This is a genomic window from Luteimonas mephitis DSM 12574, from assembly GCF_000422305.1.
GTDB classification, from domain to species: Bacteria; Pseudomonadota; Gammaproteobacteria; order Xanthomonadales; family Xanthomonadaceae; genus Luteimonas; species Luteimonas mephitis.
This window is the reverse complement of record NZ_AULN01000013.1, coordinates 237,586-260,615: the sequence shown is the minus strand read 5'-3', so window position 1 is coordinate 260,615 and position 23,030 is coordinate 237,586. Positions and strand designations below refer to the sequence as shown.

Below are 23,030 nucleotides of genomic sequence, written 5' to 3'. Positions count from 1 at the left end.
CGCGCCTGGCAGGTTTCGCGCCGTGGCCAGCGCGGGGCCGGCCGTGCCGCTGCCGCCAAGGGGCGCGCGAAGCCGGCAGGACCAGCGACGCCCGGTCGACGATCCTGCGCCCGGCCTCGCGCTGGTCCGGCCCGCCACGCAGGCCTTCCGGCGCCGCGGTCCACGCCGGTCTGCGACACTTCGCGCATGCCCGAGCTGCCCGAAGTCGAAACCACGCGCCGTGGCCTGGCGCCGCATGTCGAAGGGCGGCGCGTGACCGCCGTCACGCTGCGCCGGCCGGACCTGCGCTGGCCGATCCCGCCCGAGGTGGCAGGCCTGCTGCCCGGCCAGCGCATCACCGCGGTGCGTCGCCGCGCCAAGTACCTGCTGTTCGACACCGATGCCGGCAGCGCGCTGCTGCACCTGGGCATGTCCGGCAGCCTGCGGGTGCTGCCATCCGACACGCCGCCGCGCGCGCATGACCACGTCGACATCGCGTTCGACGCCGCGGGCCGCAGGCCGGGGCGGATCCTGCGCTTCAACGATCCGCGCCGCTTCGGCTGCCTGCTGTGGCAGCCGCGGGGCGAGGTGCATCCGCTGCTGCGCGACCTCGGCCCGGAACCGCTGCCCGATGCCGATGGGCCCGGGCCGGACGGCGCGACATCAGGCCGGGCCATGTTCAACGGCGACTACCTGTTCGCGCTCAGCCGCGGGCGCAAGGCACCGGTGAAGACCTTCCTGATGGACCAGCGCGTGGTGGTCGGCGTGGGCAACATCTATGCCGCCGAAGCGCTGTTCGCCGCCGGGATCTCGCCGCTGCGCGCCGCCGGCCGGGTCTCGCGCGAGCGCTACCGGCTGCTTGCCGGCGCGGTGCAGCGCATCCTTGCCCATGCCATCGCCCGCGGCGGCACCACACTGCGCGACTTCATCGCCCCGGACGGCGCGCCGGGCTACTTCGAGCAGGAGTTGTCGGCCTATGGCCGCGGCGGCGCGCCCTGCCCGAACTGCGGCCGGCCGCTGAAACAGGCGGCGATCGGCCAGCGCGCCACGGTCTGGTGCGGCCACTGCCAGCGCTAGGCGCGTCGACTCCGGTCCACGCGCCCGGCCTGGCGCTTGCAGGCAGTAGCGCCGATCGGCCCGGCCGGCGCGGACGCAAGCGGTCGGCGGGGGCGCGCGGTATAGTCGCGCCGCGCCTTTTGGGGAAATCGATGACGCAGACTGCCGACATCACCGCCTTGCTCGACGCCGCGCGCGACGGCGACCGCGGTGCGCTCGACCGCGTGCTCGCGACGCTCTACCAGGAGCTGCACACGATGGCGCGTCGCCAGCTCGCCGGCCAGCACGGCCAGACCCTGGACGCGACCGCCTTGGTGCACGAGGCCTACCTCAAGCTGATCGGCCGGCGCGAGGCCAAGTTCGACGACCGCGCCCACTTCTTCGCCTACGCCGCATCGGCGATGCGCTCGGTGGTGGTGGACTACGCGCGGCAGCGGCTGGCGCAGAAGCGCGGCGGCGACCTGCACCGCGTCACCGACCTGCCCGAGGACATCGAGGGCGGGCTGCGCCTGGACGAGGACATGCTCGGCCTGGACACCGCGCTGACCCAGCTGGCGGCGGTGGACGAGCGCCTGGCGCGCGTGGTCGAGCTGCGCTACTTCGCCGGCCTGTCCGAGCTGGAGATCGCCGCGCTCCTCGAACGCTCCGAGCGCAGCGTCCGCCGCGACTGGCAGAAGGCGCGGCTGTTCCTGCTGGCGTCGCTGAAGGAATCCTGACGCCGGCCGGTGCGGCGACCCGCGCGTCGCCCCCGGCACTCCGAACGCAGCGAGGAATCATCCGTGCCACGGCCCAACCAGAAGCAGGTGCCTCATCCGGCCCGGAACGACAGGCGGCCCGCGCGCCGCCCACCGCCGGACTGACCGATGGACGCCGAACGCTGGCAGCGGCTGTCGCCACTCCTCGACGCGCTGCTTGAACTCGACCCCGCGACCCGCGAGCGCAGCCTGGCCTCGCTGCGCGCCGAGGACCCGCAGCTGGCCGACGACCTGGCCGGACTGCTGGCGCTGGAGGCCGAAGGCGACGACTTCCTGTCCGAACCGCTGATCGCGCCGCTGCCGGGCGCGCGCCCGGATGCGCTGATCGGCCCGTACAAGCTCGAGCGCCTGCTCGGCGAGGGCGGCATGGGCCAGGTCTGGCTGGCCAGCCGCGCCGACGGCCTGTACCAGCGCCGGGTGGCGCTGAAACTGCTGCGCCCGGGGCTGGCCGACCCCAACCTGCGCCTGCGCTTCACCCGCGAGCGCCAGATCCTCGCCCGCCTCGGCCACCCGCACATCGCGCGCCTGCTCGACGCCGGCATCAGCGCCGACAACCAGCCCTACCTCGCGCTGGATTACGTCGAGGGCGAGCCGATCACCGACTGGTGCAAGGCCCGCGCGCTGGACGTGCGCGCCTGCCTGCGCCTGTTCATGCAGGTCTGCGAAGCGGTCAGCCACGCCCACGCCAACCTGATCGTGCACCGCGACCTGAAGCCGTCCAACATCCTGGTCACGCCGCTCGACGAGGTGCGCCTGCTCGACTTCGGCATCGCCAAGCTGCTCGACACCGCCGAGCAGGCGCCGGACAACACGCGCACCGGGCTGCGCGCGTTCACCCTGCACTACGCGGCGCCGGAACAGATCCGCGGCGAGCCGGTCACCACGATGACCGACGTGTACTCGCTGGGCGTGGTGCTGTACGAACTGCTCAGCGGCGCGAAGCCTTACCGGCTCAAGCGCCAGACCGATGCGGAGTGGGAGGAGGCGATCCTCGGCGTGGATCCGCTCAAACCGTCGTCGACGCTGCTGCGCGGCACTGACGACGGCACGACCGGCCGCCCGGCCACGCCGCGCCGCCGCGCGCGGGAAGTGGCGGGCGACCTGGACAACATCGTGCTCAAGGCGCTGGCCAAGCGCGCCGAGCAGCGCTATCCGTCGGTCGAGGCGCTGGCGCTGGACCTGCAGCGCTACCTCGACGGCAAGCCGGTGCTGGCGCGCCCGCAGAGCGTGGCGTACCGGCTGCGCAAGTACGCCGGCCGCCACCGCTGGGCGCTGGTCAGCGCGTCGCTGGTGACGATCACGCTGGCCGCGGCGCTGGGCATCGTGGTCTGGCAATCGCGCCAGTTCGTGCAGGAAGGCGCGCGTGCGCAGGCGCTGAAGGACTTCGTCGTCGGCCTGTTCGAGAACGCCGGCAGCACGCCCGAAGGCGTGCCGCTGGACGTGCGCCAGCTGCTCGACGCCGGCGTCGAACGCGGCGACCGCGAACTGGCGCGGCAGCCCGAGGCGCGCGCGGAGCTGTTCGGCGTGATCGCGCGGCTGCGCGTGGGACTGGGCGACTACGAAGACGCCTTCAGGCTGCTCGGGCGGCAGGCGGCGATCCTCGATGCGCTCGACGACGTGCCGCCGAGCCTGCGGCTGGAATCGGCCACCGACATGGGCCACACCCGGCGCATGCTCGCCCAGTACGCCGACTGCATCGCCGGCATGCGGCCGTGGCTGGCGCTGGCGCGGCGCGAGGAGCACCAGCTGCCGGCGCAGGCCTCCGAGTTCTATTCCCAGCTCGGCCGCTGCCAGCGCCACGCCGGCGACTACACCGCCGCGCGGCTGATGTTCGAGCGCTCGCTGGCGCTGCGCCGCGACCCGCTGCACAACGAAGCCGGCGTGGTCGAGAACCTGGCCGACCTGGCGCGCCTGCGCGCCGCGACCGGCGACAGCACCGGGGCCCAGGCCGACCTGCGCAGCGCATTGGCGCAGCTGCACGCCGGGGTCGGCGACCGCCACCCGCTCGCGATCGACATCCTCGGCAGCCTGTGCACGCTGCAGCGCGCGCAGGGCGACATCCGCGGCGCCGAGGCCGAATGCCGCAACGCGCTCGCACTGTCGCTCGACCTGCAGGGACCGCAGCATCGCGCCACCATCGACGCCCGGCGCCAGCTCGCCGCGCTGCACGTCGACGAGGGCCGCTACAACGAAGCGGCCAGCGAGTTCGCCAGCGCGCAGGCGTGGCTGCTGGCACGGCTGGGGATGGAACACGAGGAAGTCGCGCGCAACTACAACAGCCTGGCCATCGTCGACTGGGAGCGCGGCGACACCGGCGCGGCGCTGCGCAACCTCGACCGTGCCATCGTCATCAGCCGCAAGCCCGGCCACGCCCAGCTGCTCGCCAGCCAGCTGTTCAATCGCGCGATGATCCTGCACAGCGTCGGCCGCGACGCCGAAGCGCGGCTGCAACTGCAGGAATCCCTGCGCCTGCGCCGGGCACTGCCGGGCCAGCACGCCGGGCTGATCGGCGACACCCTGCGCCTGCTTGGCGAGGCCAATGCCGGGCTCGGCGACCGCGCGACCGCCGAGCGCCAGCTGCAGCAGGCCGTGTCGCTGACCGGCCAGGGCTACGGCCCCTCGCACCCGCACGCGTTGCGCAGCGAACTGTCGCTGGCGCGCCTGCAGGCGCGCGACGGCGACAAGGCCGCGACGGGGGAACTCGAACGCCTGGCCAGCCTGTCGGTGAAGGACATCGAGCGCCGCCGCATCGCCTGGCTCGCGCGTGCCTACCTGGCCGAACGCAGCTGCCACGGCCCGCAGCGCAGCCGCGTGCTGCAGGACCTTGCCGCACTCCACCTGTCGCTGCAGCAGGCGCAGCCCGAGGGCGGCGTCGTGGTGCGCGAGATCGATGCGATCCGCGCGGGCTGCGAGGCGGCCGTCGACGACCCGCGCTAGCCTCCGGCGCGCGCATGTCCATTGCCTGCGCAGGAGAAAACGGATCAAGCCGGCCAGCGAAGAACTGGGCGAACGCCGTCATCCCGCAGCGGCGGGGATCCGGCGACTTCGAGGTCTCGAATGCAAGCGCCGTGGATGACCACGCATTCGCCTGGTGAAAGCCCCGGCCGCCCGGAGCGGACGATCAGCGCAAGGCAGTTCAAACCTTTCTAGTCGCGCGGCGGCGCCAGCGGCAACCGCTCCTGCAGCGGCTCGATCCGACCCTCGCCGCGCACGATCTTCTTGAACTCTGCGCGGCTGACGGAGATGTAGCGCTCGTTGCCGCCGATCTCGACCTGCGGCCCGTCCTGCACCGCGTAGCCGTCGGCGTCCACGCGCACGGTCATTGTCGCCTTCTTGCCGCTGTGGCAGATGGTCTTGATCTCGCTGATCTCGTCGGCCCAGGCCAGCAGGTACTGGCTGCCCTCGAACAGCTCGCCGCGGAAGTCCGTGCGCAGGCCGTAGCACAGCACCGGGATGCGCAGCCGGTCGACCACTTCGCTCAATTGCCAGACCTGCGGCTTGCGCAGGAACTGCGCCTCGTCGACCAGCAGGCAGTCGATGCGACCGTGCGCGGCGATGTCGGCATTCGCCCATGCCAGCAGGTCGTCGCCGGGGTCGAAGCCGACCGCGTCGGCGCTCAGCCCGATGCGCGAGGCCACCTTGCCGCTGCCGGCGCGGTCGTCCAGGCGCGGCGTCAGGATCGCCACCCGCATGCCGCGCTCGCGGTAGTTGTGCGCGCTCTGCAGCAGCGTGGTGGTCTTTCCGGCGTTCATCGCCGAGTAGTAGAAGTAGAGCTTGGCCATGGGCGCAGTTTATGCGCTGTCGCCATCGGCGAGCGTTCTCGCGCGCCATCGCCGGGTGCGCTTTCCGGGAACCTCCTTGATGTCGGTGCGAGCACCGCGGGCACGCGCGGTTGCAGCCGCTGTCGTCGGCATGTGAGACGCGCGACCCAAAGTGCGCATGCGGACGAACGTATATTGGCGGGCAGCGACGCATCGGCAGGTTCGGGGAGGAACGGCAGCCCGGTTCGACGCAAACACTGGTGACGGTCCATCCGATCCGCCGGCTTCGCGCCGACTCCGGCCCGCGGACGCGACCACACGCGCGTCTCGATCTTTGCAAGAAAGCTTCGGCTCCCCGCCGCCTGCCGAGTCGTTGCGCATCACGCGCAAGGAGGGCGGCCGTGTCGTGTTCCTTGTCCACCACAAAGCCAAGGAGCATGACCATGCACGATCCGCGCATCCCCCGAATCCGCCCCCTCGCCCTGTCGCTGCTGCTCGCCTGCGGCGCCGGCGCCAGCCTGCCGGCGATGGCCGGCATCACCTGCATCGTGGCCGACAGTGACGCCGGCACCCAGGACAACGGTGGCGCCGACACCGGAACCGAGGACGACAGGGCCACCGCCTGCGGAAAGGGCACGGTCGCAGGCCTTGTCGCCACCGCACTGGGTACGAACGCGGAGGCCACGGGCAGGGCAAGCGTAGCTCTGGGTTATGACTCCCATGCCACCGGCAGCGCCGCGATCGCGATCGGAACCCGCGCAAATGCGTCCGGCGACTGGTCCTTCGCCATGGGCGAAAACGCGAAGAGCAGCGAGTGGGGCGCGATCGCCCTGGGCGTTGCCAGCAGCGCCACGGGCCAGTTCAGCACCGCCAGCGGAGTGTTCAGCCAGGCTGCCGGCGAGAACAGCCTGGCCCTGGGTGGTTTCCTCGGCGATTCGACCACCAATATCGATCCCTACCGTTTCACCCAGGCCACCGCAGCGCGCGCCGTCGCCGTCGGCAACGCGTCGCAGGTCCACGCCGAAGAAGGCGTGGCGCTGGGCGTCAAGACCCGGGTGCTGGCCGGTGCCGAGCGCGCCGTGGCCCTCGGCAGCGACTCGGTCGCCGCGGAAGCCGACACCGTGTCCTTCGGCCATCTGGCCACGGACGAGGACGAGATCAACGGCGGCACCTACGGCAGCGACCTGCAGCGGCGGCTTGTCAACGTCGCCGACGGCATCGGCGACCACGACGCGGCGACCGTAGGCCAGCTCGGCAACTTCGTCGCGGCGCTGGGCGGCGGCGCCGGCTTCAGCGGTGGCGTGTTCACCGCGCCCAGCTACGTCATCCAGGGCGCCAGCTATGGCGACGTGGGCGCTGCGTTTGCCGCGGTCGACATCCGCCTGGGCGAACTGCAGGACAGCATCGACGCGATTCCGGCCGGGCCGCAGGGACCGGCGGGTCCACAAGGCCCCGAAGGTCCCACCGGGCCGCAGGGACCGAATGGCCCGCAAGGACCCGAAGGCCCGACCGGCCCGCAGGGACCGGATGGCCCGCAGGGCCCCGAAGGTCCCTCCGGGCCGCAGGGACCCGAAGGCCCTGCTGGCACCGGCACCGGCAGCGAGCTGGCGGTGGAGTACGACGACGCCGGCAATGCCAGCCTCACCCTCGGCGGTGCCAGCGGTACCGTGGTCTCGAACGTGGCCGACGGCGTGGCCGCGGGCGACGCGGTCAACAAGGGCCAGCTCGATGCCACCGCCGCGTCGGCCAACGCACACGCCGACGCCGGCGCCGCGGCCACCCTCGCCTCGGCCAATACCTACACCGATACCGTCGCGGTGCGGACGCTGGACGCGGCCAACACCTACACCGACGCCGTGTTCGCGAAATTCAACAGCGAGCTCGACACTTTCCGCGACGACGTCGACCAGCGCTTCCGCGAACAGGATCGCCGGATCGACAAGCTCGCGGCGATGAGCGGCGCCTACGCCGGCATGGCGATGAACACCGCCGGCCTGGCCGGGGCCAACCGCATCGGCGTGGGCGTCGGCGGCCAGAACGGCGAGTCGGCGCTGGCGGTGGGCTACCAGCGCGCGATCGGCAATCGCGCCAGCGTCTCGATCGGCGCGTCCTTCGGCGGCGGCGAGTCGAGCTTGATGGGCGGCGCCGGCTTCAGCTGGTAGCGCCGGCAGCGGCATGACGGCCGCCGCCGCCCGTCCGGCGGCGGCCTTCCGCGCTTCCCGCGCCTGCACCGCGCCTCGCGGCACCGGCCCGGCAACAGGCGCCGGGTAAGATGCGCGTCCGCCTCCACCGCTTCCACGATGCACGGCCTCAACCCCCAACAATCCGCCGCGGTCGCCCACGTCGAAGGCCCGCTGCTGGTGCTCGCCGGCGCGGGCAGCGGCAAGACCCGGGTGATCGTAGAGAAGATCGCGCACCTGATTGCCACCGGCCGCTATCCGGCCAAGCGCATCGCCGCGATCACCTTCACCAACAAGTCGGCGAAGGAAATGCGCGAACGCGTCGCCAAGCGGATCCGCGGCGACGGCGCGGACGGCCTGACGATCTGCACCTTCCACGCGCTGGGGCTGAAGCTGCTGCAGATCGAACACGCCAGGGCCGGGCTGCGGCGCGGGTTTTCGATCTTCGACGCCGACGACACCGCGAGCCAGCTCAAGGACCTGCTGCCGGGCGCCAAGCCCGACGCAGTGCAGGCCGCGCACGGGCTGATCTCGCGGGCGAAGAACGCCGGGCTGTCGCCGCAGCAGGCGCTGGACGCCGCGCAATCGACGCGCGAGCGCGAAGCTGCGGCGCTGTACGCGAAGTACCAGGCGCGGCTGTCGGCGTTCAACGCCGTGGACTTCGACGACCTGATCCGGCTGCCGGTGGAACTGCTGGAGAACGATGCAGACGTCGCGCTGGGCTGGCGCGAGCGCATCGGCTACCTGCTGGTCGACGAGTGCCAGGACACCAACGACGCCCAGTACCGGATGCTCAAGGCGCTGGCGGGGACCAAGGGCAACTTTACCTGCGTGGGCGACGACGACCAGAGCATCTACGCCTGGCGCGGCGCCAACCCGGAGAACCTGTCGCAGCTGGCGCAGGACTACCCGGCGCTGAAGGTGGTCAAGCTCGAACAGAACTACCGCTGCAGCAACCGCGTGCTGCGCGCGGCCAACGCGCTGATCGCCAACAACCCGCACGAGCATCCGAAGACGCTGTGGAGCGCGCAGGCCGACGGCGAGCGCATCCGCGTGTGGGAGTGCCGCGATTCCGCGCACGAAGCCGAGCGCGTCGCCGGCGAGATCCACTTCATCAACCAGGCCCGCGGCGCGCCGTGGAGCGACTTCTGCATCCTTTTCCGCGGCAACCACCAGTCGCGCGCGCTGGAGAAGGCGCTGCAGCTGCTGCGCGTGCCCTACCACCTGTCCGGCGGCACCGCGTTCCTCGAACGCGCCGAGGTCAAGGACGCGCTGTCGTGGCTGCGGCTGCTGGCCAATCCCGAGGACGACGCGGCGTTCCTGCGCGCGGTGCAGTCGCCGGCGCGCGGCGTCGGCGCGACTTCGCTGGCGAAGCTGGCCGAGCTCGCGCAGCACGCGCACCTGCCGCTGTCGCGCGCGGCCGAATCGATCAGCCTGCTCAAGCAGCTGCCGCCGCGCGCGGCGAACGCGCTGTCGGAATTCGCCGACATCGTCCGTGGCCTGCGCGGCGATGCGTCGCACCTGCCGCCGGCCGAGCTGGTGCGGAAGTTGAACGAACGCTCCGGCCTGCTCGCCGCGCTGCGCGCGCAGTGCAAGACCGAGCAGCTGTTCGCGATCCGCCGCGGCAACCTCGACGAGCTGGCCGACTGGTTCGAGGGCGCGAAGGGAACCAGCGCGGGCGAACTCGCCGCGTCGCTCGCCCTGCTCACCCGCGCCGACAAGGACGACGCCGGCAACCAGGTGCGGCTGATGAGCCTGCACGGCGCCAAGGGCCTCGAGTTCCGCTACGTGTTCATCGTCGGCGTCGAGGACGGCACCCTGCCGCACGAGGCCAGCCTCGACGAAGGCCGCCTGGACGAGGAGCGCCGCCTGCTCTACGTCGGTATCACCCGCGCCAAGGAGCAGCTGTGGCTGTCGCATTCGCGCGAGGCGCAGCGCTGGGGTTCGAAGCTGCGATTGCAGCCCAGCCGCTTCCTCGACGAACTCCCGGCCGCCGAACTCCAGCGTGATGGCGCCGACCCGGTCGCCGACGCCGCGCGCAAGGCCGAACGCGCCAGCGTCGGCTTCGCGGCGATCAAGGCAATGCTGGAAGGCTGAGCGCGCGTCCGTCGCAATGCCCTGCGCACCTCTGCGATCCAGCCCTCGATCGCCTGTTGCCGGACTTCGCTAGACTCGGCGGCCTCCCCGCTCCCGCAGGACCGCCATGCGCCACTCGATGTTCGCCGTTTCGCTGCTTGCCGCCGCGCTGTCGCTGGCGGCCTGCAAGCCCGCCTCGTTCACCGCGCCGCAGGGCGACGCATCGATCCCGGAGGCCACGGCCGCGGCGCAGGCAAAACCGGCAGCGGACGCCGCGACGCTGGCCGACGACAATCTCAACGCCGTGCTCTGGGTGCAGGCATCGGCCGAGTACCGTGCCGCGGCCGAAACCGTCTACCGTGCTGCCGCCGACACGCTCGACCTCGCATTGAAGGAACGGCACTGGGACGCCCTTGTACCGACCGAGCGCGACAACGCCGGCAACACCGCGCACCTGAAACCGGCGGTGATCATGGACGTCGACGAAACCGTGCTCGACAACTCGCCCTACCAGGCGCGCCTGATCCGCGACCAGGCCCAGTACAGCGACCCGACCTGGGACCTGTGGGTGGCCGAGAAGAAGGCCAAGGCCGTGCCGGGCGTGGTCGAGTTCGCCAAGGCAGCCGCGGCAAAGGGCGTGACCATCCTCTATCTGTCCAACCGCGCCGTGCACCTGAAAGACGCCACCATCGCCAACCTCGAGGCGGTAGGGATGCCGGTGGCCAGCGACGACGTCTTCCTCGGCCTCGGCACCGTCGTGCCGGGCTGCGACCAGAGCGGCAGCGAGAAGAACTGCCGCCGCCGCCTGGCCGGGCGCGAGTATCGGGTGCTGATGCAGTTCGGCGACCAGCTCGGCGACTTCGTCGAGGTCGTGGCCAACACCCCACAGGACCGCGCCGGGCTGCTCGACGAATACGGCGACTGGTTCGGCGAGCGCTGGTGGATGCTGCCCAATCCGACCTACGGCGGCTGGGAGCCGGCCCTGTTCAATAACGACTGGGCCCTGCCCACGCCCGAGCGTCGCCAGATCAAGCGCGAGGCCCTTGATTTCGCAGACCAATGATATCAATGGCTTGAATGAATTTATTTCAGGTGTTGCATTAGGTTTTTGGTCACGCTAGCCTGTCCACATCCGGCCTTGGTGCCGGAGCCATGCCACAACCGAAAGTCCTCCGGCCCAGCCGGACATTTGCAGGGGAAGGCCCAGTGCCTTCCCCTTTTTTATGCGCGTTCCGTGCCGGGCGGCACGCGTCTCCCATGAAACCGGTCGTCAACCTAGGGTTGGCCACAGGTGATTGACGCCGGAGCGTTGCCATACGCTGGAATCGGGTGCCTGCGCCCGACCCCTGGAGGGCCTTGCGATGACGATCGGACCAGTGAGCGGCAACGGGGCGTTCGTGCACGCGGGCACGCCCGGCAATTCGGGCAAGGGTGAGCCTGCAGAACCGCTCGGCACGCACGGCGACAAGGGCAACCACGGCGACAAGGGCAAGACGCACGGCAACAACGGCAACGGCAACGGAAACGGCAACGACGGCGTGCAGCAGGGCAATGGCCCACGCACCGGTGGCAACAACCCCGCGGCGCAGGAAGGCAATCGCGGCAACGGGGAGATCCGCGGCAACCAAGGCAACCAGGGCAATCAAGGCGACCAGGGCGGCGTTCGCGGCTCGGGTTCGATGGGTACCGGCGGCCCCGGCTTGCCGGGCATGTTGGACGTCGCCCCCGGCATCGCCCGCCAGCTCGGCAATACCCTGTTCTCGATGGCCAACGGCGTACAGAGCGTGCTGCGAGATTCCGATGGACGGCCCGAGCATCGCCACGTTCCCGGACCACCCGCCCACTCGAATGCGAATTCAACCGCCGGCAATCCTTCCCAGGCTGCCAGCGCACAGGCCCACGCAAACGCAGGAGCTTCGGCCCATGCGCGGGCCGACGGAATCCCCATGCCATCGGGCATGAACGCGGCCAATGCCGCCGGTCGTGCGCAGGGTGCCTTCGCCGCCCAGGGAGGTGCCGCCACCGGCTTCGCCAATGCCGCTGCCAATACCGCCGCGACGAGCACGAACACCGCCGGCATGACAGCCGGCACCACGCTGTCCCAGGCAAGCACCCTGGCAGCGCAACAGCGCGCAGCCTCGGACGCCGCGCTGCTGGCGCCAAACCGGCCGGCAGATGCCGCCCTGGCCGCTGGACGCACCGCAACCACCGCTCCGGCTACCGCACCTCCTCCCCCGACCGCCACTCCCCCGACCTTGCCCGCCGCGCCCGCGCTGCCCTCCGGCAGCACCGCCGCGCTGGCCGCGGCCGGACTGACGATGGCCACGGCACCGGTCAACCAGCCCGCGGACGCGCGCGGCGTCATCCTTCCCGCCAACGACGCGGTCGCCGCAATGCGCGCCGAGAACATGCTCAACGCGGCCGGGCACACGCTCGACGGCGCGCAGCGCCGCAGCCTGCGCAGCCGGTTGGGATCCATGCCCAAGGGCGGCGTGGCCCGCCTGCTCTGGGCCATGGGCGCGCTGGGGCACACGAATGCCGGTGAGGCGGGATCCGAACGCGAGATCGCACGTGCGATGCAGTGGCTGTTCTGGATGCTGGCGATCATCGCCTACGGCTGCCTGGCCGCTGCCATTGTCATTTTCATGGGCCCCGGCCACATGGCCGATGATCTCGTGGGCCAGAGCCACACCCGCTGGCTTTCCGCATTCGGGCTGGCAACGGGCGCCGCCGCCTGGTGGGTGGCTCGCCGCCTGTCGCGGCATCGCCGCTGACGGCACCGCCGCGATACAGCGCCTGCCGCAGTTCTCCCGCCACGGCTGATCGACGATCATGCCGACGACACGACGCGTGTCTAGAGCTCTGCGTCGCTCGATCAGCCCTGCCTCGACCGATGCCACTCCAGCCCATGCCGGGAACGATGGTGGCGCTTCCAGGGATGGCGCCCAGGCAATGCGCGGTGACTACGGCTCCTGCAGGCGCCAGAGAACATGCCCGGCCAAAGAGAGTTGTCCGATCGAACATGCGGCAGGGCTCCATGCGCAACCGGACCCATGCTGACGACGTCGATCCACGGAGCAGCGGAAATGACAGCCAGCGCGCAGGCAACCTCCGCAACGATCGATTTGTAGAAGAAACTGCAGGCGGCCAGCGGCGTGGCTGGCGTCCTCCCTTCACCGAAGCCGCACAGGACGCCTCCGCCGGCTTGCCGAACGGCTGGCCCCGGCACACCAGCGGTCATCGCCCGCCGTAACGCCTTTGCTGATCCGGGTACGTGTATGACGGCGACCGGCAACGAATGAGCCACGGCTCACGCCGACCCGCTTCATCCGTCAATGTCGAACGCACTGCGACTGGGCACCACGGCACAGCCGTCCCCCAACCCAACCCGTCGCGGGGGATGCCACGCGCCGCGCACCTCGAAGTTGCATCCCTGGAAAGCCGAAGGCCAGGCGCTGGCGCGCCTGGCCTTCGGGGACATCCTTGTGGCAAGCGCCTTACTGCTTGCGGGCGATGCTCTGGTTGCCTTCGCCAATGGTCTTGATGATGGTGCTGATGGCGTCCATCAACATCTTCATCTGCTGTGCCATGGCCTGCATTTCAGCGTTCAACTGGGTCAGGTTGCTGTTCTCGACGGACTTGCCGTCGTTCCGGGCCTTGGCTTCCTTGTTCATCTGCTGGTCGATCTTCTCGGCCTGCTTGACGATCGAGTCGCCGAGCCTGTCAGCCATCTTGCCCAGCATCGTGGCAAGCGCCACCAGCCAGCTGCCCTTTGCCGCGGCAGTCTTGCTCGTCTGTTCGTTCCTGACTTCACCCACATACGAGAAATGGAAACCTTCGATGCTCATCTTGATATCTCCGAAATAAGAATGGTGAGACGCGTTCTTGTGCAGCAATGACGGAGCTATCTGACGGGCGGGCCACGCAAACGACGTGAGCGGGACTGGGTCACCGTGTCGCCCGAAGCGGCGTGCTTCAACTGCGGCGACGGAGGAGACGAGGGTTGTTGTGCCTTCGGCGCCTCGGCGGTCTGGGCCCGCAGCCATTCCAGCGCGCCTTGTTCGTCCTGCTCGCTGCAGCGGCGGCTGAACTCGAGCGCCACTTGCACGTTGCGGCTTTGCAGTGGCTGCAGCGCCTGGTCGAGCTGTCGTACCAGGGTGTTGCTCTCGTCCTCGTCCACGACACCCATGTCGCGCAGTGCTTCGAGAGTCTCCAGCCAGTCGGAGCGCTCCAGTGGCCTGCTGGTTGCACCGCTGGATGCCGCTTCCCGGACCGCAGTCCGGAACTGCTGGCTCAGGAACTCGCGTCCTTCCTGGTCGAGATCGGCATCTGCCTGCAAGGAAGCATCGAAGTCGTTGATCAGCGCTTGCGTGTCGTCAGCAGCAGGGGAAGCTTGCTGGCCTGAACCCTCACCGCTGCCATCCAGCACGCTGCGATCCCGCAATCCCCAGTTCGAGGTAGCGGTGCTGGCTGCTGTGGAAGTGCGGCGCGGCGGCTTCTGCATGGTCAATTCCCAGGATGCCTCGTGGGTTTCCAAGTCCAATCCTTGCTGATGACTGCAACATAGGAGCTTCCAGGCTCCCAGTCATCTAGGACCGACCCTAGGTCGCCATGACGGCTGTTGTCCGTGCCGGTATCACCGCGCAACAAAGCCGTGCTCGGTGAGTGCTACCTGGCGCAGCTCGATTCCCATGCGCCTGCCGATATCGTCCACCCCGGCCCTCAGGCTCGCCTGGTTTTCCGGATCGCGCGCGTTGTGCCGGGCGGCCGCTACCAGCATCGCCAGCAGGGCGAGCGCCTCGGTGTTTTCTTGGCGGGTTTCAGCGCTAAGTTGCGGCGGCGCCTGTCCACCTGAAAGCGTACGGCGAAGCTCTGCTCGCAAGCCTCTGAACGCAACTGCCTGATCGACTTTCCGCCCGTTCACCACGGCCCATGCATCGATCAGGAAAGCGTTGCTGACATCGGCAATGTTGTTCGCCGAATACCCGTGGCTTTCGAGCCTTTTCCGGAAGCGATGCTGCAACACGCCTGCATTCAGCGCCCCGAACACGACGTCCCTGGTGCCGCCAACCTGCGCGGCCAACAGGCGCCGGAAACCGGGATGCTGCAAGAAGCAGGCTTCCAGCAGCTGGGTCGTGCTGGAGGGTTGCTCGGCCGGCCGTCCGACAAGCACGCTCGCCATGCTTGCATTGACATGCCTGGTAACCGTTGCGGACGGCTCGTACCGCAGTTCGCGCATCGCGTCGAGGTACTCGGCTTCCGCACTCGCGGCCACCGGCGTAACTACCGCGTCGGCTTCTTCCCGCTTCGGATGCTTGCCGACGTCGCGATTGTCCTGCGATCGCTCGATCTGCCTTCTGAAATCATTTGCCCCGATCCACGAGCCGACGTAATCGACCTGGGCATGCGCAGCTCCCGCAATGGAGAGGAGCAGGACGGCAGCTGAAGCCGCTTTTTTCATGTCGATGACATCATTCCGGGCTGCCGCAGCATCCGCGGCTTGGATTCGCGAAAACGGATGCTGGAGAGCAATACAGGAGTACGCGTGATGTCCTCGTGCAAGCCCATGGCGGCCCCTTCCGGGGCCGCTAGGGCGCAGGTGTGTTCACCGCCGACAGGGTGTCGACGACACGCCGCGTCCTTTCGCCATCGCGTTCGCCGAGTTCGCGCGCCTTGGCGGCGAGCCACTCGTCGGCGCTTGGCTGCCCATCCCGGGCAATGCGATCGTTGTATTCAGGCACGATCAGCTTGAGCTCGTCCTGCAGCGAACGACGATGCTCCTCCATGTGGCGGATCAGCGTGTTCTGGTCGTCGCCGTCGATGATGCCTTCCTGATGCAGTCGCTCGACGTCTTCGACCCACCCGCGGTTCACGGCTCAGCCCCCGCCGTTCAACGCGAGGTTCAGCGCACCGTCGTAGTTGCCCTGGAACAGCTGCTGCGCGGCCTCTGCCAGCCCGGAATCACCGAGGATGTCGCCCGACTGGCCGCTGATGGCCTGCCCGAGCATGTCGCCGATCATGCCGCCGATCATCGAGCCCAACGGGCCGCCGATCGCGCCGCCAATGAGCTGTCCCGCCAGTTTTGCAATTCCGCCAAGATCAAAAGACATTGTCATTCTCCCTTCTGGTTTGGCCGGGATACGGGCTCCATGTGGCGGAAGCGGGCGTCCCGGAACGCAATCGCAGTGTCGGCGAGCGCCAGGAGGCCTCCAAGCTAGGACGTGCCCGATCTGGGGTCGACCCTAGCCGGGAGCGCGCTCAGCCATGGAAATGCGGATCGATGCTCAGCGTGCCCAGGTTGCGTTCGGCGAACCGGCGGGCCAGTTCCGGCGCAGCCTCGCGGATCGCGTCGAAGCTGCTGCGCGAGCGCACGTCGGCGCGCAGCATCCAGCCCTCCGGCGTGCGGCTGAGCAGCAGGTCGGTGCCGGGCAGGGTGGCGTCGGCCATGCGCAGCAGCACGCGCCCGTCGCCGGCGCCGTCGGCCGCACCGCGGTCGGCGGCCATCTGCTTGAGGTGGCGCTCGACCATGTCCGCAAACGCGTTGGGGTTCAGCGGCGGCGGCGCCGCGGCCTGCGGCAGGCCGTCGCGCATCGCCATCTGCATCTGGTACAGCGCGGCCGGGTCGAGGGTCTGCTGCAGCGAGGGGCCGCCCGCATCGTCGCGCTGGCGGCGCAGCGCATCGTCCTCGTAGTGTTCGGATGCGGCGTCCTGCCTGCCCGCGATGGCTCCCTCGTCCTGCTGCCATTGGGGCGCTTCCTGCCCTTCGCGCCGCCCGGCCTGCTGCAGCGGCTGGCCGTCATCGCCGGGCTGTCCGGGCCCGCGCGGGTCGCGCGATTCGCGCTTGCCCTGCATGAGCCGCTGAAAGTCGTCGACCTTGTCGCGCGGCGCCGGCTCGCGGGGGCGGGTGTCAGGCTTGTCGCGGCTGATGTCCCGGGTCGTCGCCGGGGTGGATGACGCGCTGCGGTCGATACTCATGGTCGTCCTCTCAATGCGTTGGCCGCGCGCCGTGGTGGCGCGCGAGCAGCATGTCGGCGGTGATGTCTTCTTCCTGGCGGGCCTCGAGTGCGCGCTGCTCGCCGCGCCAGTGGTCGCGTCGCTTCTCGAGCGCTTCCTGGCGGGCCTTGGCACGGAAGAACGCGTCGCGCGCCTGTGCCAGTTCGTGTTCGGCCGCCTGCAAAGCCTTTTGCGCCTGCACCAGCCTCTGGCGCGCGGCCTCCACCTGCAGGCCGAGCCAGTCGATGTGCGCTTCGCGCTGGGCCAGCACGGTGGACCAGTCCACGCCGGGTGGCGGCGCATCGAGCAGGCGCGCGCGCTGGCCACTGCGTTCGTCGTTCAGTTGCTCTATCTCGTGCCCGATCCGCGTGCAGGCGTCGCGGCAGGCCTGCACTGCGCGCTGCTTCTCCAGCACCACCATCCGCGCCGCATCGGTGCGGTGTTCGCGCAGGCGCAGCAGGGTGTGGAGGGGATAGTGCTTCATCCGAACAACCTGCGCACCGCGTCTGCCGAACGTTCGAACGGCACCAGTTCGCCGGCCGACTGCTGCAGCAGCTGGCGCATCGGGCCGATCTTCTCGATCGCGATGTCGGCATCCGGATCGGTGCCGCGCTTGTACTCGCCCAGCTGCAGCAGCAGTTCGATGTCCTGGTACTTGGCCAGGTACTTGCGCAGCTGCCCCGCCGCGCGCTGGTGCGCGGGCTCGGTGACGCGCGGCATCACGCGGCTGAGGCTGGTAAGCACGTCGATCGCCGGGTAGTGGTAGGCCGCCGCCAGTTTTCGCGAGAGCACGATGTGGCCGTCGAGGATCGAGCGCACTTCCTCGACGATCGGGTCGCCGCCATCCTCGTCCTCGGCCAGCACGGTGTAGAAGGCGGTGATCGAGCCCTTGTCGTTGTTGCCGGCGCGCTCGAACAGCCGCGGCAGCGCGCTGAACACCGAAGGCGGGAAGCCGCGCCGCGCCGGCGGTTCGCCGACGGCCAGGCCCACGTCTCGCAGTGCGCGCGCGAATCGCGTCACCGAATCGAGCAGCAGCAGCACGCGCTTGCCCTTGTCGCGGAAGTGCTCGGCGATGGCGGTGGCGACCCACGCCGCGCGGCTGCGCTCGAGCGCCGGGCGGTCGGAGGTGGCCACCACGATCACCGACTTGGCCAGGCCTTCGGCGCCGAGGTTGTCGTGGATGAACTCGTTGACCTCGCGGCCACGCTCGCCGACCAGCGCGATCACGTTGACGTCGGCGTCGCCCCCACGCGCGAGCATGCCCAGCAGCGTGCTCTTGCCGCCGCCGGCGACGGCGAAGATGCCAACGCGCTGGCCTTCGCCGGTGGTCATCGTGGCGTCGATCGCGCGCACGCCGGTGGAGAAGGGACGCTCGATCAGGCTGCGGGTCAGCGGGTTGGGCGAGGCGGCGTAGATCGGCGCTTCGACCGTGTCGCGGATCGGGCCCTTGCCGTCGATCGGCTCGCCGTGGGCATCGAGGATGCGGCCGAGCAGGCCGTTGCCGGCACGCACCGCCGCCTGGCGCCCGGTCGCGTACACGGCGGTGGTGGCGGACACGCCGTCGAGCGCGCCCAGCGGCGTGAGCAGGGTCATCTGCTTCGACACGCCGACCACCTCGGCCGCAAGGCGGAATTTCGGATCGCCCTCGCCTGGCGGGTTGCGTAGTTCGCACAGCTCGCCGATCGCCGCCTTCAGGCCGGTGGCGCGGATCAGCGTGCCATGGGCCTCGGCGACGCGGCCGACGCGCTCGATCGCCTGCACCCTGGCCAGCGCACCCAGCAGGGGATCATCCATCCCCGGCGTGGTCCGGACCGCATCAGCCGGCGTGGTGAACGGCAGGTTCATCCGTCCTGCCTGCCAACGCCCGCAAGCGCGGTGCGGATCGCCTCGATCTGCTGCGCGACGCCGGCGCGCACTTCACCGGCCTCGGACACCACCACGCAGCTCAGCGGATCCAGGCTCATGTCCTCGACCAGCTCGATCACCCCGACCGCCGGATGCGCCTGCCGCACCGCGCCGAGGCCGGCGGCGACCTCCTCGCGCACCGACGGATGCACGCGGATCATCAGGAACTGTTCGGCCTGCGCGGCCTCGACCGCCTGCATCACCAGCGGCGGCACCACGGCGCGGGCGTCGAAGCCGGGGGCGACGCGCGCGACGATGGCGCAGGCCAGCTCGGTGACGCGGCTGCTGGCGTCTGCCAGGACCCGCGCGCGACGCTCGTTGAGCGCGGCGAGGTGTTCGGTCATCTGCTGCTGCACGCGCGCCAGGCCGTCGGCGAAACCGTCCGCGTAGCCCTTCTCGCGCGCCTGCTCGATTTCGGCGCCGGCCTCGACGTACAGCGCGTTGACCTGCTCGAGCAGCGCGTCGAGCTCCTCGATGCGCTGCCACTGCCGCGCGGGCACCACATTGCCGGCCAGCGCGCGGTCGAAGCGACGCGGCTCGAAGACCGACACCGTGGCCGACGTGGCCGATGGCCTGGAAGCGGTGCGTGCTGGCTCTGCGGACATGGCCTCGTTCCGGTGTCAGGCCGCGCGCGCGCGGGCAAGGTGGTGGTCGTGCAGGAATTGCAGCTGCTGCTGCGGCAGGTGCGCCTCGGCGGACGATTCACGCGGGTATTGCAGCACCATCCATTCGGCGAGCGCAGGGTCGCGCGGCGCCGCCCAGGCGTGCAGTTCGCTGCGGCCCTGGTGGTCGAACAGCGCATGCAGCGCGGCATCGTCGCGGCCGTCGGACAGCGCGGCGCCAAGACGCCCGCGCAGCTGCGCGGCGGTCGACGCCTGCACCCCGCCGTCCCAGACCTGCTTGTCCAGCGCCAGCAGGTAGCTGTTGCCGAGCGCGCGCCGCAACTGGCGCACCGGCTCGCGCCGGACCTCGGCGCGAATCGCAGGCGCGTAGGCCAGCACGCCGACGTCGCGCAGCAGCGCCGCCAGGCGCGCACGCGGCCAACGCAGCACCGCCGCGGCAATCGCGCCGTCGGGGCGCGGCGCCAGCACTTCGCCGCCGACACCGGCCTCGCGCATCAGCCAGCGCGCCAGCATCCTGCGGCCGAGCGCGCTGTCGCGCGCCTGCTGCAGCAGTTCGGGGGAAATCGAAGCGGACTCGTGCTCGTCCGCGCCCGCCCGGTGGTACCAGTCGGGATGGATCTCGGCGATCACCGCCAGCAGGCTCATCGCGCCGCCCGGCTCATCCGTTCCACACGCGCGGCGGCTGCCTGGACTGCGCCAGGCGCGCGCGGATGCGCCCGCCGAAGGCGATCGCCAGCGACAGCAGCACCGCGATCGCGACGGTGATCGCGATCACCAGCGGGCTGATCGACGACAGCGCCGGCATCGCCGCCGGGCTGCGCGCGGCCTGCTTGCCGGCCAGCGGCGTGCCGACGGTGAAGAACTTGATCGTGACCTTGTTGACGTCGTCCAGGCCCTCGATGCTGTCCTTCACGCCAACCTTCAGGTCGGTTTCGCGGTCGCGCAGATCGGCGCCAGGCGCCTGGTAGATGAAGACCGACGCCGAAGAGTCCGCCTCGTTGCCGCCCAGCGGGTCGCGGTCGGGCAGCGCGATCGACACCGCGGCGTCGACGACGCCGTCGATCTTGAGCAGCTTCTGCCGCATCGACTCTTCCAGCCCGAACACGTACAGCGCCTTCTCCTGCGTGGCCGAGGTGGCGAAGCTGTCCTTCTTGAACAGGTCGCCCATCGTGAACGACTGTCGGCGCGGCAGGCCCTTGGCATGCAGGATGGCCATGGCCCGCGGGATATCGCCCTTGGCGATCCGAACCTCCCATCCCTTCTTGTCGGTCGAAAGCGACTTGTCGGCCTGGATACCCGAGCCGAGCAACTCCGCCATCACCTGGTTGGCCTGCTGTTCCTCGAGGTTGCTGTACAGCGCCGTGCCGCTGCAGCCGGCCAGCGCGAGGCACGCCAGCAGGGTTGCCACGACCATGGGACGCTTGATTGCGTTCGACGCCTTCATGCCTGCTCCCGCCTTACGACTGCTGCTTGAACAACTGCTGGACGCCGTCCGAGGTGCGGTTGGCGACGTTGGACGTCAGCTCCGCCTTGAACAGGAACTTGTGCGCCTCCATCGTCACCTGCAACAGCTGCCCGGGCGTGGGATCTGCCCCGCTGCTGGTGATCATGTGCGACATCGCGCTGATCTTGTCGGCGCCGGTGTTGAGGTTCTCGAACGTCGACATGAGCGCACGCATGCCCTCCGAGGGCGGCGCCGGCGCGGAGACCGTTGCCGGCGCGCTGCTGGCGGTGCCGCCGTTGGCGTAGGCGTCGGCGAACTGGCTGACTTCGAACATGGTCGCCTGCGGTTGCGCCGCGGGCGATGTGGCCGCATTGGCCTGCGCGGCTTCCGCCGCGACCTGGATGGCTTCGATCATTTCCGTGTCTCCTGTGGACCTGGCGAGATGCGGGGCGGCGTGTCGGCATGCACGCGCGGCGGCGGCCTGCCGCCACGCACGCAATGACAACGCACGCCGGGCATTACTGGCGCTTGCCCAGCGTTTCGAGCGCCTGGCCGACGCTGTTCTGCGAGGTCGCCGCGTTGTTGGACATGAACTGCATCTTCAGGCTCTCGGCGGTCAGCTTGACCATGTTCGAGGGCTGATCGCCGCCGGATCCGATCACGTCCGACAGGTTGGTGATCTTCGCGGCCTGTCCGTCGAGCGTCTGGCCCCAGGCCTTGGACATCGCTTCATACCAGCTGCCACCGTCGGTGGACGATGCGCCGCCGCGCCCGACCGACGCGCTGCCGACGCCTGCGCGACCGATGAAGCTTGTGACCGGGTTCATGGGATTGTCGTTCATGACTTTCTCTCCTGTGGTGCGATCGATCGATCGCCTTGATGTCGATGGAACCCGACGCCGCGATGACGTCGCGTGAAACGCCTACTGCTTGTCGTGCGTACTGCTCCTTGAACCGGTGCCCGCCGCACGTGCGACGCGGCGGTCGACGTCGGCGGTATCGTCCGCGGCTTCCATGCCGGCATCCTGCTGCGCGGCCGGGACGCCAGCGGCCGTCGCGTCCTCCGCGGCCTGTTTCTCGGCCGCGGCCGCGATCTCCGCCGCCGTCACCGGCTGCGGGATGATCTTGTGGAGCACGCCGTCGGCGGTGACCACGTGCGCCGACTCGCCGATGGAGACCAGCGTGCCCCGGCCCGGCACCTCGGCACCGACCGGATACTCGGTGCCGTCGACCGCGACCAGGTGCGGCGTCTTGCCGCGCACCACCGACACGATCCGCGTCGGACCCGGCTTCACGGCGCCCTCGGTCGGCCCGTTGGCGGTGCGCTTGGCCTGGTCGGGCTCGACGTAGTTCTTGACCAGCACCCGGGTCACGCCCGGGACGTCGTCCATCGCCCGCGAACTGGCGGCGGCGCGCATGGCGTCCATGTCCTCGAAGCGGCCGCTGGCCTCGACCACGCCGTTACCCATGTAGCGGGTCTTGGCATTGATGTTCTGCGAGCGCAGCACTTCGCTGACGTCGGCGGCGATCTTCTCGGCCGAGCGCAGGTCGAGCGCGGCCTCGAAGCCGGCCTGCGCGACCCGCGCCTCGATGCTTTCGCGCTCCTTGTCGTTCTTGACCGTGCCCCTGAGCACCGGCCGGCCGTGGGCGTCCTCGACCACCTGGCCGTCGCGCATCTGGAATTCGGTGATCAGCGCGCCGAGCTGGCTGCGCGGATCAGGCGTCGCCTCGTGCCTGGGCATCACCGCGGCGAAGATCGCGAGCGACGCCAGCGACAGCACGGCCAGTGCCGCCACGATCGGCAGCTTGCGCATGCCGGTGGCCGGCGTGCGGATGTCGTCGATGGCGAAGTCGGGCGCCAGCGATGCCCAGTCCGGGTCGTCTTCCTCGCCGAAGGCAATCGCCGCTCCACCAAGCTGGATGCGCTGCAGGCCGCGCAGTTCGACCGGGTCGCCCGGGTGCAGCGGCTGGCCGTCGACGCGCAGCGGCGCATCCAGCGCGCGCAGCGACGACATGCCGCCGATCAGGTTGATCAGCGCGTGGTGACGCGCCACGCCCTGGTCGGCCAGGACGATGTCGCAGTCGTCGCCGCTGCCGACCAGGATCATTTCCTGTTCGGCGAGGTCGCGGCTGGCGCCGGCATGCAGGCCCGAGAGGATCCGCAGGACATTGGCCCGTGCGGGGGTGTCCGCGTCGGCGGCGACTTCGGCGGTGACGGTGGATTCGGGCTTCTTGGATGACATGGCGTGGCCCCTCGC

At 70.1% G+C, this 23,030-nt stretch carries 22 protein-coding genes; 7 read left to right on the top strand and 15 right to left on the bottom strand.

What is annotated here, in order from left to right:
* Positions 1-186 precede the first annotated feature (186 nt).
* The 3 genes from mutM to H570_RS18050 all read left to right on the top strand — a co-directional run bounded on the left by mutM (position 187) and on the right by H570_RS18050 (position 4,727).
* Positions 187-1,056 (top strand): bifunctional DNA-formamidopyrimidine glycosylase/DNA-(apurinic or apyrimidinic site) lyase, encoded by an 870-nt coding sequence (mutM, locus tag H570_RS0103705; protein WP_027079565.1) that lies wholly within the window; start codon positions 187-189, stop codon positions 1,054-1,056.
* 131 nt (positions 1,057-1,187) lie between these two features.
* The gene (locus tag H570_RS0103700) at positions 1,188-1,751 is read left to right on the top strand and encodes an ECF-type sigma factor (protein ID WP_027079564.1); all 564 of its coding nucleotides are present in this window, start codon (positions 1,188-1,190) and stop codon (positions 1,749-1,751) included.
* 147 nt (positions 1,752-1,898) lie between these two features.
* Positions 1,899-4,727 (top strand): serine/threonine-protein kinase, encoded by a 2,829-nt coding sequence (locus H570_RS18050; RefSeq protein ID WP_027079563.1) that lies wholly within the window; start codon positions 1,899-1,901, stop codon positions 4,725-4,727.
* 209 nt (positions 4,728-4,936) lie between these two features.
* Here the strand turns inward: H570_RS18050 and H570_RS0103690 are convergent, their stop codons facing one another.
* Entirely contained in the window at positions 4,937-5,572 is a 636-nt protein-coding gene (locus H570_RS0103690; RefSeq protein WP_027079562.1) for a thymidine kinase, read from the bottom strand.
* A gap of 422 nt (positions 5,573-5,994) precedes the next feature.
* Between H570_RS0103690 and H570_RS19500 the strand changes: the two genes are divergently transcribed.
* The 4 genes from H570_RS19500 (at position 5,995) to H570_RS0103670 (ending at position 12,581) form a co-directional block, all read left to right on the top strand.
* Positions 5,995-7,713 (top strand): YadA-like family protein, encoded by a 1,719-nt coding sequence (locus tag H570_RS19500; protein WP_169447730.1) that lies wholly within the window; start codon positions 5,995-5,997, stop codon positions 7,711-7,713.
* A gap of 138 nt (positions 7,714-7,851) precedes the next feature.
* Positions 7,852-9,828 carry a UvrD-helicase domain-containing protein gene (locus H570_RS0103680; protein ID WP_027079561.1) on the top strand — a complete coding sequence of 659 codons (1,977 nt, stop codon included), beginning with the start codon at positions 7,852-7,854 and terminating at the stop codon, positions 9,826-9,828.
* 106 nt (positions 9,829-9,934) lie between these two features.
* Positions 9,935-10,870 (top strand): 5'-nucleotidase, lipoprotein e(P4) family, encoded by a 936-nt coding sequence (locus H570_RS0103675; protein ID WP_027079560.1) that lies wholly within the window; start codon positions 9,935-9,937, stop codon positions 10,868-10,870.
* A 475-nt stretch (positions 10,871-11,345) separates the two neighbouring features.
* The gene (locus tag H570_RS0103670) at positions 11,346-12,581 is read left to right on the top strand and encodes a hypothetical protein (RefSeq protein ID WP_211219072.1); all 1,236 of its coding nucleotides are present in this window, start codon (positions 11,346-11,348) and stop codon (positions 12,579-12,581) included.
* A gap of 723 nt (positions 12,582-13,304) precedes the next feature.
* On the opposite strand, the gene H570_RS0103665 is transcribed toward H570_RS0103670, so the two are convergent.
* The 14 genes from H570_RS0103665 to H570_RS0103600 all read right to left on the bottom strand — a co-directional run bounded on the left by H570_RS0103665 (position 13,305) and on the right by H570_RS0103600 (position 23,015).
* The gene (locus H570_RS0103665; RefSeq protein ID WP_027079558.1) at positions 13,305-13,655 is read right to left on the bottom strand and encodes a hypothetical protein; all 351 of its coding nucleotides are present in this window, start codon (positions 13,653-13,655) and stop codon (positions 13,305-13,307) included.
* 56 nt (positions 13,656-13,711) lie between these two features.
* The gene (locus H570_RS18780; RefSeq protein ID WP_156899818.1) at positions 13,712-14,344 is read right to left on the bottom strand and encodes a hypothetical protein; all 633 of its coding nucleotides are present in this window, start codon (positions 14,342-14,344) and stop codon (positions 13,712-13,714) included.
* Between the two features lie 99 nt (positions 14,345-14,443).
* Entirely contained in the window at positions 14,444-15,268 is an 825-nt protein-coding gene (locus tag H570_RS0103655) for a DUF6683 family protein (RefSeq protein WP_027079556.1), read from the bottom strand.
* Between the two features lie 127 nt (positions 15,269-15,395).
* Positions 15,396-15,680: a hypothetical protein gene (locus tag H570_RS0103650; protein ID WP_027079555.1), complete on the bottom strand. Its 285-nt coding sequence runs from the start codon at positions 15,678-15,680 to the stop codon at positions 15,396-15,398.
* Between the two features lie 3 nt (positions 15,681-15,683).
* Entirely contained in the window at positions 15,684-15,923 is a 240-nt protein-coding gene (locus H570_RS18775; protein ID WP_211219071.1) for a hypothetical protein, read from the bottom strand.
* A gap of 142 nt (positions 15,924-16,065) precedes the next feature.
* A complete protein-coding gene (locus H570_RS0103640) occupies positions 16,066-16,782 on the bottom strand; it encodes a hypothetical protein (RefSeq protein WP_027079554.1) in 717 nt (238 codons plus the stop codon).
* A 10-nt stretch (positions 16,783-16,792) separates the two neighbouring features.
* Positions 16,793-17,284 carry a hypothetical protein gene (locus tag H570_RS0103635; RefSeq protein WP_027079553.1) on the bottom strand — a complete coding sequence of 164 codons (492 nt, stop codon included), beginning with the start codon at positions 17,282-17,284 and terminating at the stop codon, positions 16,793-16,795.
* A complete protein-coding gene (locus tag H570_RS0103630; RefSeq protein WP_245559529.1) occupies positions 17,281-18,645 on the bottom strand; it encodes a FliI/YscN family ATPase in 1,365 nt (454 codons plus the stop codon). Before H570_RS0103630 ends, H570_RS0103635 begins: the two co-directional genes overlap by 4 nt.
* Positions 18,642-19,310 carry a FliH/SctL family protein gene (locus H570_RS0103625; protein WP_084499701.1) on the bottom strand — a complete coding sequence of 223 codons (669 nt, stop codon included), beginning with the start codon at positions 19,308-19,310 and terminating at the stop codon, positions 18,642-18,644. The genes H570_RS0103630 and H570_RS0103625 overlap by 4 nt, the downstream gene beginning before the upstream one ends.
* Positions 19,311-19,325: 15 nt before the next feature.
* Positions 19,326-19,973, bottom strand: coding sequence for a hypothetical protein (locus H570_RS0103620; protein WP_027079550.1), 648 nt, complete (start codon positions 19,971-19,973; stop codon positions 19,326-19,328).
* A 13-nt stretch (positions 19,974-19,986) separates the two neighbouring features.
* Positions 19,987-20,742, bottom strand: a complete 756-nt coding sequence (locus H570_RS16265; protein WP_169447728.1) for an EscJ/YscJ/HrcJ family type III secretion inner membrane ring protein — start codon at positions 20,740-20,742, stop codon at positions 19,987-19,989.
* A 43-nt stretch (positions 20,743-20,785) separates the two neighbouring features.
* Positions 20,786-21,187, bottom strand: coding sequence for a hypothetical protein (locus H570_RS18045; protein WP_051176086.1), 402 nt, complete (start codon positions 21,185-21,187; stop codon positions 20,786-20,788).
* Between the two features lie 103 nt (positions 21,188-21,290).
* Positions 21,291-21,614: a hypothetical protein gene (locus tag H570_RS0103605; RefSeq protein WP_211219070.1), complete on the bottom strand. Its 324-nt coding sequence runs from the start codon at positions 21,612-21,614 to the stop codon at positions 21,291-21,293.
* Positions 21,615-21,695: 81 nt separating this feature from the next.
* Entirely contained in the window at positions 21,696-23,015 is a 1,320-nt protein-coding gene (locus H570_RS0103600) for an FHA domain-containing protein (protein ID WP_027079548.1), read from the bottom strand.
* Positions 23,016-23,030: the final 15 nt, after the last annotated feature.

What these genes read in the sequence shown, in the direction of transcription:
- H570_RS0103620 (WP_027079550.1), bottom strand. Translation starts at nt 19,973, where the DNA reads ATGAGCCTGCTGGCGGTGATCGCCGAGATCCATCCCGACTGGTACCAC.
- H570_RS18775 (WP_211219071.1), bottom strand. Translation starts at nt 15,923, where the DNA reads ATGACAATGTCTTTTGATCTTGGCGGAATTGCAAAACTGGCGGGACAG.
- H570_RS0103625 (WP_084499701.1), bottom strand. Translation starts at nt 19,310, where the DNA reads ATGTCCGCAGAGCCAGCACGCACCGCTTCCAGGCCATCGGCCACGTCG.
- H570_RS0103700 (WP_027079564.1), top strand. Translation starts at nt 1,188, where the DNA reads ATGACGCAGACTGCCGACATCACCGCCTTGCTCGACGCCGCGCGCGAC.
- H570_RS0103675 (WP_027079560.1), top strand. Translation starts at nt 9,935, where the DNA reads ATGCGCCACTCGATGTTCGCCGTTTCGCTGCTTGCCGCCGCGCTGTCG.
- H570_RS19500 (WP_169447730.1), top strand. Translation starts at nt 5,995, where the DNA reads ATGCACGATCCGCGCATCCCCCGAATCCGCCCCCTCGCCCTGTCGCTG.
- H570_RS0103635 (WP_027079553.1), bottom strand. Translation starts at nt 17,284, where the DNA reads ATGAAGCACTATCCCCTCCACACCCTGCTGCGCCTGCGCGAACACCGC.
- H570_RS0103600 (WP_027079548.1), bottom strand. Translation starts at nt 23,015, where the DNA reads ATGTCATCCAAGAAGCCCGAATCCACCGTCACCGCCGAAGTCGCCGCC.
- H570_RS0103680 (WP_027079561.1), top strand. Translation starts at nt 7,852, where the DNA reads ATGCACGGCCTCAACCCCCAACAATCCGCCGCGGTCGCCCACGTCGAA.
- H570_RS0103640 (WP_027079554.1), bottom strand. Translation starts at nt 16,782, where the DNA reads ATGAGTATCGACCGCAGCGCGTCATCCACCCCGGCGACGACCCGGGAC.
- H570_RS0103655 (WP_027079556.1), bottom strand. Translation starts at nt 15,268, where the DNA reads ATGAAAAAAGCGGCTTCAGCTGCCGTCCTGCTCCTCTCCATTGCGGGA.
- H570_RS0103690 (WP_027079562.1), bottom strand. Translation starts at nt 5,572, where the DNA reads ATGGCCAAGCTCTACTTCTACTACTCGGCGATGAACGCCGGAAAGACC.
- H570_RS0103605 (WP_211219070.1), bottom strand. Translation starts at nt 21,614, where the DNA reads ATGAACGACAATCCCATGAACCCGGTCACAAGCTTCATCGGTCGCGCA.
- H570_RS16265 (WP_169447728.1), bottom strand. Translation starts at nt 20,742, where the DNA reads ATGGTCGTGGCAACCCTGCTGGCGTGCCTCGCGCTGGCCGGCTGCAGC.
- H570_RS0103630 (WP_245559529.1), bottom strand. Translation starts at nt 18,645, where the DNA reads ATGAACCTGCCGTTCACCACGCCGGCTGATGCGGTCCGGACCACGCCG.
- H570_RS18050 (WP_027079563.1), top strand. Translation starts at nt 1,899, where the DNA reads ATGGACGCCGAACGCTGGCAGCGGCTGTCGCCACTCCTCGACGCGCTG.
- H570_RS18045 (WP_051176086.1), bottom strand. Translation starts at nt 21,187, where the DNA reads ATGATCGAAGCCATCCAGGTCGCGGCGGAAGCCGCGCAGGCCAATGCG.
- H570_RS0103665 (WP_027079558.1), bottom strand. Translation starts at nt 13,655, where the DNA reads ATGAGCATCGAAGGTTTCCATTTCTCGTATGTGGGTGAAGTCAGGAAC.
- mutM (WP_027079565.1), top strand. Translation starts at nt 187, where the DNA reads ATGCCCGAGCTGCCCGAAGTCGAAACCACGCGCCGTGGCCTGGCGCCG.